This is a genomic window from Pseudomonas sp. W22_MBD1_FP4 (assembly GCF_052113765.1).
Classification (GTDB): domain Bacteria; phylum Pseudomonadota; class Gammaproteobacteria; order Pseudomonadales; family Pseudomonadaceae; genus Aquipseudomonas; species Aquipseudomonas sivasensis.
Window position 1 is genome coordinate 19442 of sequence record NZ_JBGQOI010000038.1, and the last position, 7682, is coordinate 27123.

Sequence of the window (7682 nt, forward strand, 5' to 3'; positions counted from 1 at the left end):
CGAACGTCTGACCCCGTCCAGCCGGCGTCATCGCCACATATGAATTTAGCTCAAGGGCATACGCGGGGCTGTGTTCAAGCCACCGGTACTGGAGAAAGAAAGCATGAGCAACTGGTTAGTAGACAAACTGATCCCTTCGATCATGCGTTCCGAGGTGAAAAAAAGCTCGGTTCCTGAAGGTCTGTGGCACAAGTGCCCTTCCTGCGACGCGGTGCTGTACCGTCCTGAGCTGGAAAAGACCTTGGACGTTTGCCCAAAGTGCAACCACCACATGCGTATCGGCGCCCGCGCCCGCATCGACATCTTCCTGGACGCTGACGGCCGTAACGAGCTGGGTGCTGACCTGGAGCCAGTGGATCGCCTGAAGTTTCGCGACGGCAAGAAGTACAAGGACCGCCTGACCGCTGCACAAAAGCAGACCGGTGAGAAGGACGCGCTGATTTCGGTCAGCGGCAAGCTGCTGGGTATGCCGGTGGTGGTCTCGGCGTTCGAGTTCTCCTTCATGGGTGGCTCCATGGGTGCGATCGTCGGCGAGCGCTTCGTGCGCGCCGCCAACTACGCCCTGGAAAACCGTTGCCCGATGATCTGCTTCGCCGCCTCCGGTGGTGCGCGTATGCAGGAAGCCCTGATTTCTCTAATGCAAATGGCCAAGACCTCAGCGGTGCTGGCGCGTCTGCGCGAAGAAGGTATTCCGTTCATCTCCGTGCTGACCGACCCGGTCTACGGTGGTGTTTCTGCCAGCCTGGCGATGCTGGGCGATGTGATCGTCGGCGAGCCAAAAGCCCTGATCGGCTTTGCCGGCCCGCGCGTGATCGAGCAGACCGTTCGCGAGAAATTGCCGGAAGGTTTCCAGCGCAGCGAGTTTTTGCTGGAGCACGGCGCAATCGACTTGATCATCCCGCGTGGTGAGCTGCGTCCACGTCTGGGTAACCTGTTGGCGCAAATGATGGGCCTGCCGACACCTGTGTACGTCGCGCCTAAAGTCGAGCCTATCGTCGTACCGCCAGTGCCTGCGAACCTATGACCCAACGTACCCTGGGCGAGTGGCTCGCCTACCTTGAGCAGTTGCATCCGTCCGCCATCGACATGGGCCTGGAGCGCTCGCAACAGGTAGCGGCCCGCCTCGGGTTGGGCCGTCCGGCACCGCGTGTGATCACGGTGACCGGCACCAACGGCAAAGGCTCTACCTGCGCCTTCGTCGCCGCGCTGCTGCAAGCCCAAGGGCTGAAGGTAGGCGTGTACAGCTCACCGCACCTGCTGCGCTACAACGAGCGGGTGCAACTCAATGGCCTTGAGGCCACTGACGAGCAACTCTGCGAAGCCTTCGCCGCACTGGATGCCGGCCGGGGCGAGACTTCCCTGACTTACTTCGAGATGGGCACCCTGGCTGCGTTCTGGTTGTTCGAGCGTGCGCAGTTGGATGTGGTGGTTCTGGAAGTCGGTCTGGGTGGGCGTCTGGACACAGTCAACGTGGTGGATGCCGACCTGGCGCTGGTGACCAGTATTGGTGTTGACCATGCTGACTACCTAGGGGATACCCGCGAGTCGGTGTCTTACGAAAAGGCCGGAATTTTCCGCCAAGGCAAGCCCGCGCTGTGTGGTGATCTGGATCCGCCGCAGCCCTTGCTGGACAAGGTGCGCGAGCTGGATTGCCCGTTCTACCTGCGTGGTCGCGAATTTAATCTTGAAATCGGCGCGCAGCACTGGCAGTGGCAAGGGCGGGATGCCCGTGGCCAAGTTGTAGAGCTGCGCGATCTGCCGCTGCTGAACCTGCCGATGGAAAACGCCGCGCTCGCCTTGCAAGCCTATCTGCTGCTGGATCTGCCTTGGCATGCCGAGCAGATTGCTGCGACTTTGCTGGCAACCCGAATGGTGGGCCGCTTGGATCGTCGCGCATTCGAGTGGCAGGGCAAACGCCTCAACTTGTTGCTGGATGTAGGTCATAACCCTCATGCGGCCGAGTACCTGGCGCAGCGCCTGGCGCTTACGCCGCCGGTGGGGCGTCGTCTGGCCGTCTTTGGCTTGCTTGCCGATAAGGATCTGGACGGCGTGATTGCACCGTTGCAGGGCAGTGTTCAGGCGTGGGCGGTGGCGCCGCTGGATACACCGCGCAGCCGTCCGTCCGCAGAGCTTAAAGTTGCGTTGCAGAACCTTGGTGCGCCCGTGACGTCGTATGCAAGCGTGACCGCTGCCCTTGAGGCGCAGTGCGCGTTAGCGACGGCCGAGGACGAGATTCTGTTGTTCGGATCATTTTATTGTGTTGCCGAGGCGCTTGAATGGTTGGCCCGGCGCTCCACGGAGGAAGCTGCACATGGCATTACTGGATAGCGCATACAAGCAGCGAATGGTCGGCGCCCTGGTATTGGTGGCATTGGCGGTGATTTTCCTGCCGATGCTGTTTTCCCGTCAGGACGAACAGCGCCAAGTGGTCGTCGAGGCCCCGGCTGCGCCCGAGGCACCGTCATTGCCGCAGGTGCAGGTTGAGCCGGTTGTGGTCCCTGAGCCCCAGGCCTTGCCTGAGGAAGAGCCCGTGCCGACCGAGGAGGAAATGGCGGCGCCCTCTACGCCGGTGCAGCCGAGCGTGCCGGTGGTCAAGCCCGCTCCGGCTCCAGTCGTAGCCGCCAAGCCTGCCGCACCGGTGCCTGCGCCCAAGCCGGTAGCGCCGCAACCTGCTGCGCCGGGCAAGCCAGACGTGGGTCAGAGCCGTATCGATCCTAACGGCTTGCCGATAAGTTGGTCGATCCAGGTGGCTAGCCTGGGCAATCGCGAAGGTGCCGATGCCTTGCAGAAGAAGCTGCGCAGCCAGGGTTACAACGCCTATATTCGCAGTGCTGATGGCAAGAATCGCGTGTTTATCGGGCCGCTGATCGAGCGCGCCGAGGCGGATCGCCTGCGTGACTTGCTGGATCGCCAGCAGAATCTGAAGGGGTTCGTTACGCGTTTCCAGCCTGAGCGCGGCTGAGTCCGCATCGATTTTGACCTGGAATGCGATCAAGTGTGGGAGGGGGCTTGCTCTCGATGGCGGTGTGACAGTCAACGGATGAATTGACTGATCCGCCGCCATCGCGAGCAAGCCCTCTCCCACATTGGTTTTTCAATGGGGTTGAAATGGTGCTGGCTCGCCACAAACTATTGATTTGCAAAGCAGCTGCAATCACAGCTTACCGATAGCCCGGCGCTCTGCTAAAATGCGCCGCCTTATCTGTCCGTAGGCTCAAACGTGCCATTTACCTGGGTTGATTGGGCGATTGTTGCAATCGTCGCCATCTCCGCTTTGATCAGTCTAAGCCGCGGCTTCGTAAAAGAAGCACTGTCGTTGCTGACCTGGATCATCGCAGGAGTCGTAGCCTGGATGTTCGGTGGTTCACTGTCGGTCTACCTGGCCGGATACATAGAGACACCCTCGGCTCGCGTCATAGCGGGCTGCGCCATCATGTTCATCGCCACGCTGCTGGTGGGGGCAATGGTCAATTATCTTATTGGCGAGTTGATACGTGTCACCGGCCTCTCCGGGACCGATCGATTTCTCGGCATGGCCTTCGGTGCTGCGCGTGGCGCGTTGCTGGTGGTCGTGGCGGTCGGGCTGTTGAGCCTGGGGCCGGTACAGCAGGATTCGTGGTGGCAGGAGTCGGTACTCGTGCCAAAATTTCTATTGGTTGCAGATTGGTCCAAGAACCTCATATTGGGGTGGAGCAGTCAGTGGCTGGCCAGCGGAATCAGCGTACCCGCTGATCTTCCGTTCAAGGAACACCTCTTGCCGGCCAAAACGCCGCAGTAAGCTGTGTTCAGTCAAGATTCATTAAGTAGGGGTTGCGTCGCATGTGTGGCATCGTCGGTATCGTCGGTAAGTCGAACGTCAATCAGGCGCTGTATGACGCGCTAACCGTCCTCCAGCACCGCGGCCAGGACGCTGCCGGTATTGTGACCAGCCACGACGGCCGGTTATTCCTGCGCAAGGACAATGGCCTGGTACGTGACGTGTTCCATCAGCGTCACATGCAGCGCCTGGTCGGGCACATGGGCATTGGCCATGTGCGTTACCCGACTGCCGGTAGCTCGACCTCGGCCGAAGCTCAACCGTTCTACGTCAACTCGCCTTACGGCATTACCTTGGCGCATAACGGTAACCTGACCAACGTTGAGCAACTGGCCAAGGAGATTTACGAATCTGACCTGCGCCACGTCAACACCAGTTCCGACTCGGAAGTGCTGCTCAACGTGTTCGCCCACGAGCTGGCCCAGCGCGGCAAGCTGCAGCCGACCGAAGAAGACGTATTTGCCGCCGTGATCGACGTGCACAACCGTTGTGTCGGCGGTTATGCCGTCGTCGCGATGATTACTGGCTACGGCATCGTCGGCTTCCGTGACCCGCACGGTATTCGCCCAATCGTGTTCGGCCAGCGTCACACCGACGAAGGCGTCGAGTACATGATCGCTTCCGAAAGCGTATCCCTGGACGTGCTGGGCTTCACCCTGATTCGCGACCTCGCGCCGGGCGAAGCGGTGTACATCACCGAAGACGGCAAGCTGCACACCCGTCAGTGCGCCGTCGCGCCGAAACTCACCCCGTGCATCTTCGAACACGTCTACCTGGCGCGTCCGGATTCGATCATCGATGGCGTTTCGGTGTACAAGGCGCGCCTGCGCATGGGTGAGAAGCTGGCCGACAAGATCCTGCGCGAGCGTCCCGAGCACGATATCGACGTGGTGATCCCGATCCCGGACACCAGCCGTACCGCTGCGCTGGAGTTGGCCAACCACTTGGGCGTCAAGTTCCGCGAAGGCTTCGTGAAGAACCGTTACATCGGTCGTACCTTCATCATGCCTGGCCAGGCTGCGCGCAAGAAGTCGGTACGCCAGAAGCTCAACGCCATCGAGCTGGAATTTCGCGGCAAGAACGTGATGTTGGTGGATGACTCCATCGTGCGCGGCACCACCTGCAAGCAGATCATCCAGATGGCCCGCGAAGCCGGTGCTAAGAACGTGTATTTCTGTTCCGCAGCGCCTGCCGTGCGTTACCCGAACGTGTACGGTATCGACATGCCGAGCGCTCACGAATTGATCGCACACAACCGCACGACCCAGGACGTGGCCGACCTGATCGGCGCCGATTGGCTGATCTACCAGGATCTGCCGGACCTGATCGAGGCTGTCGGCGGTGGCAAGATCAAGATCGACCAGTTCGATTGCGCTGTGTTCGACGGCAAGTACGTGACCGGTGACGTCGACGAGGCTTATCTGAACAAGATCGAACAGGCGCGTAACGACTCGTCGAAGATCAAGACCCAGGCGGTGAGCGCGATCATCGATCTGTACAACAACTGAGTAAACACCGGCCCTGAGGGGCCGGTTTTGTATCTTAAATAAAGAATTGAGTAAGGAGTCGCAGCATGAGTCAGGAATGGGATGCCGGTCGCTTGGACAGCGACCTCGATGGCGTAGCTTTCGATACCCTGGCTGTGCGCGCTGGCCAGCACCGTACGCCAGAGGGCGAACACGGTGATCCGATGTTCTTCACCTCCAGCTACGTGTTCCGCACTGCCGCCGATGCGGCTGCGCGGTTTGCGGGCGAAGTGCCTGGCAATGTGTATTCGCGCTACACCAATCCGACCGTGCGCGCGTTCGAAGAGCGCATTGCGGCCCTGGAAGGCGCTGAGCAAGCGGTGGCCACGGCCACCGGCATGGCGGCCATCCTGTCGGTGGTGATGAGTCTGTGCAGCGCTGGTGACCACGTGTTGGTGTCGCGCAGTGTGTTTGGTTCGACCATCAGCCTGTTCGAGAAGTACTTCAAGCGCTTCGGTATCGAAGTGGACTATGTGCCCCTGGCAGATTTGTCCGGCTGGGACGCTGCAATCAAGGCGAACACCAAGTTGCTGTTCGTCGAGTCTCCGTCCAATCCGCTGGCCGAGCTGGTGGATATCGCCGCGCTGTCCGAAGTGGCTCACGCCAAGGGCGCGATGCTGATAGTCGACAACTGCTTCTGCACGCCGGCCTTGCAGCAGCCGCTCAAGCTGGGCGCGGACATCGTCGTGCACTCGGCTACCAAGTTCATCGACGGCCAGGGTCGTTGCATGGGTGGCGTGGTCGCCGGTCGCGGCGAGCAGATGAAGGAAGTGGTGGGTTTCTTGCGCACTGCCGGCCCAACCCTGAGCCCGTTCAACGCATGGATCTTCCTCAAAGGCCTGGAAACCCTCAGCCTGCGCATGAAAGCTCATTGCGCCAACGCTCAGGCTCTGGCCGAGTGGCTGGAGCAGCAGGACGGTATCGAGAAAGTGCACTACGCCGGCCTCAAGAGCCATCCGCAACACGAGTTGGCCCAGCGCCAGCAGCGTGGTTTCGGTGCCGTGGTGAGCTTTGAGGTGAAGGGTGGCAAAGAGGGCGCCTGGCGCTTTATCGACGCGACGCGTCTGATCTCCATCACGGCCAACCTGGGGGATAGCAAAACCACCATTACCCATCCGAGCACCACCTCCCACGGGCGCCTGGCGCCGCAGGAGCGTGAAGCGGCCGGCATTCGGGACAGCCTGATCCGTATCGCGGTAGGCCTGGAAGACGTGGCCGACTTGCAGGCAGACCTGGCCCGCGGGCTGGCTGCCTTGTGATCGAATGGTCCATGGAGGCTGCAGCGGCCAGTAATGGGCGCGTCGCACTGGTGACTGGCGCGGCGCGAGGTATTGGCCTCGGGATTGCCGCGTGGCTGATCAGCGAAGGCTGGCAAGTGGTATTGACCGACCTGGATCGCGAGCGCGGCTCCAAGGTGTCTAAGGTGCTGGGCGAGAACGCTTGGTTTATCACCATGGACGTGGCCGACGAGAAGCAGGTTGCCCAAGGGGTTGCTGAAGTGCTCGGGCAATTCGGCCGCCTGGACGCGTTGGTGTGTAACGCGGCGGTGGCCGACCCGCGCAATATCACCCTGGAAAGCCTGGACCTGGCTTACTGGAACCGCGTGCTGGCGGTGAACCTGAGCGGGCCGATGTTGCTGGCCAAGCACTGTGCGCCTTACCTGCGTGCTCACGGCGGGTCCATCGTCAACCTGGCGTCGACTCGGGCCCGTCAATCGGAACCTGATACCGAGGCTTACGCGGCGAGCAAGGGTGGCCTACTGGCCCTGACTCATGCCTTGGCGATGAGTCTTGGGCCGGAAGTGCGGGTGAATGCGGTCAGCCCTGGCTGGATCGATGCCCGTGACCCCGCTGCGCGGCGTGCCGAGCCGTTGACTGACGCCGATCATGCCCAGCATCCGGCGGGCAGGGTGGGGGTAGTGGAGGATGTGGCGGCAATGGTGGCGTGGCTGCTGTCGCGCCAGGCCGGGTTTGTCACTGGCCAGGAGTTCGTGGTGGACGGTGGTATGAGCAAGAAGATGATCTACAGCGAGTAGTGGGATCTTGAAGCAATTTTGTCTTTTTCAGAAAAACTTCAAGCAGGCTATTGACTTAGGTCCGCTACCTGCGTAAATTTCGCGGCCTCAACGAAGCAAAGGGTGATTAGCTCAGCTGGGAGAGCATCTGCCTTACAAGCAGAGGGTCGGCGGTTCGATCCCGTCATCACCCACCACTTCTTGAGAGTTTTACCTTCGGGTAAAACGCAACGTTAAAAGTTGCACCGACGCGCAGCGGTAGTTCAGTCGGTTAGAATACCGGCCTGTCACGCCGGGGGTCGCGGGTTCGAGTCCCGTCCGCTGC

At 60.9% G+C, this 7682-nt stretch carries 7 protein-coding genes and 2 tRNA genes; all 9 read left to right on the forward strand.

All coding sequences use genetic code 11. The features are described 5' to 3' along the window. Positions 1-103 precede the first annotated feature (103 nt). Positions 104-1024, forward strand: a complete 921-nt coding sequence (gene accD, locus ACEN2T_RS28970) for an acetyl-CoA carboxylase, carboxyltransferase subunit beta (protein ID WP_032888267.1) — start codon at positions 104-106, stop codon at positions 1022-1024. After that, a complete protein-coding gene (gene folC / locus ACEN2T_RS28975; protein WP_122756920.1) occupies positions 1021-2328 on the forward strand; it encodes a bifunctional tetrahydrofolate synthase/dihydrofolate synthase in 1308 nt (435 codons plus the stop codon). Before accD ends, folC begins: the two co-directional genes overlap by 4 nt. Beyond that, positions 2312-2962 carry an SPOR domain-containing protein gene (locus tag ACEN2T_RS28980; RefSeq protein WP_095185559.1) on the forward strand — a complete coding sequence of 217 codons (651 nt, stop codon included), beginning with the start codon at positions 2312-2314 and terminating at the stop codon, positions 2960-2962. The genes folC and ACEN2T_RS28980 overlap by 17 nt, the downstream gene beginning before the upstream one ends. Positions 2963-3220: 258 nt before the next feature. Next, positions 3221-3778, forward strand: coding sequence for a CvpA family protein (locus ACEN2T_RS28985; protein WP_003192538.1), 558 nt, complete (start codon positions 3221-3223; stop codon positions 3776-3778). Between the two features lie 41 nt (positions 3779-3819). Further along, on the forward strand, positions 3820-5325 hold the full coding sequence (purF, locus tag ACEN2T_RS28990; protein WP_032888260.1) for an amidophosphoribosyltransferase: 1506 nt from the start codon (positions 3820-3822) through the stop codon (positions 5323-5325). A 65-nt stretch (positions 5326-5390) separates the two neighbouring features. Beyond that, a complete protein-coding gene (locus ACEN2T_RS28995; RefSeq protein WP_032888258.1) occupies positions 5391-6602 on the forward strand; it encodes an O-succinylhomoserine sulfhydrylase in 1212 nt (403 codons plus the stop codon). Between the two features lie 11 nt (positions 6603-6613). Then, a complete protein-coding gene (locus ACEN2T_RS29000; RefSeq protein WP_032888256.1) occupies positions 6614-7378 on the forward strand; it encodes an SDR family oxidoreductase in 765 nt (254 codons plus the stop codon). Positions 7379-7478: 100 nt separating this feature from the next. After that, positions 7479-7554, forward strand: a tRNA-Val gene (locus ACEN2T_RS29005). A 55-nt stretch (positions 7555-7609) separates the two neighbouring features. Then, a tRNA-Asp gene (locus ACEN2T_RS29010) sits at positions 7610-7682 on the forward strand.

Coding starts and splice junctions, on each gene's coding strand:
- accD (WP_032888267.1), top strand. CDS start 104: ATGAGCAACTGGTTAGTAGACAAACTGATCCCTTCGATCATGCGTTCC.
- folC (WP_122756920.1), top strand. CDS start 1,021: ATGACCCAACGTACCCTGGGCGAGTGGCTCGCCTACCTTGAGCAGTTG.
- ACEN2T_RS28980 (WP_095185559.1), top strand. CDS start 2,312: ATGGCATTACTGGATAGCGCATACAAGCAGCGAATGGTCGGCGCCCTG.
- purF (WP_032888260.1), top strand. CDS start 3,820: ATGTGTGGCATCGTCGGTATCGTCGGTAAGTCGAACGTCAATCAGGCG.
- ACEN2T_RS28995 (WP_032888258.1), top strand. CDS start 5,391: ATGAGTCAGGAATGGGATGCCGGTCGCTTGGACAGCGACCTCGATGGC.
- ACEN2T_RS29000 (WP_032888256.1), top strand. CDS start 6,614: ATGGAGGCTGCAGCGGCCAGTAATGGGCGCGTCGCACTGGTGACTGGC.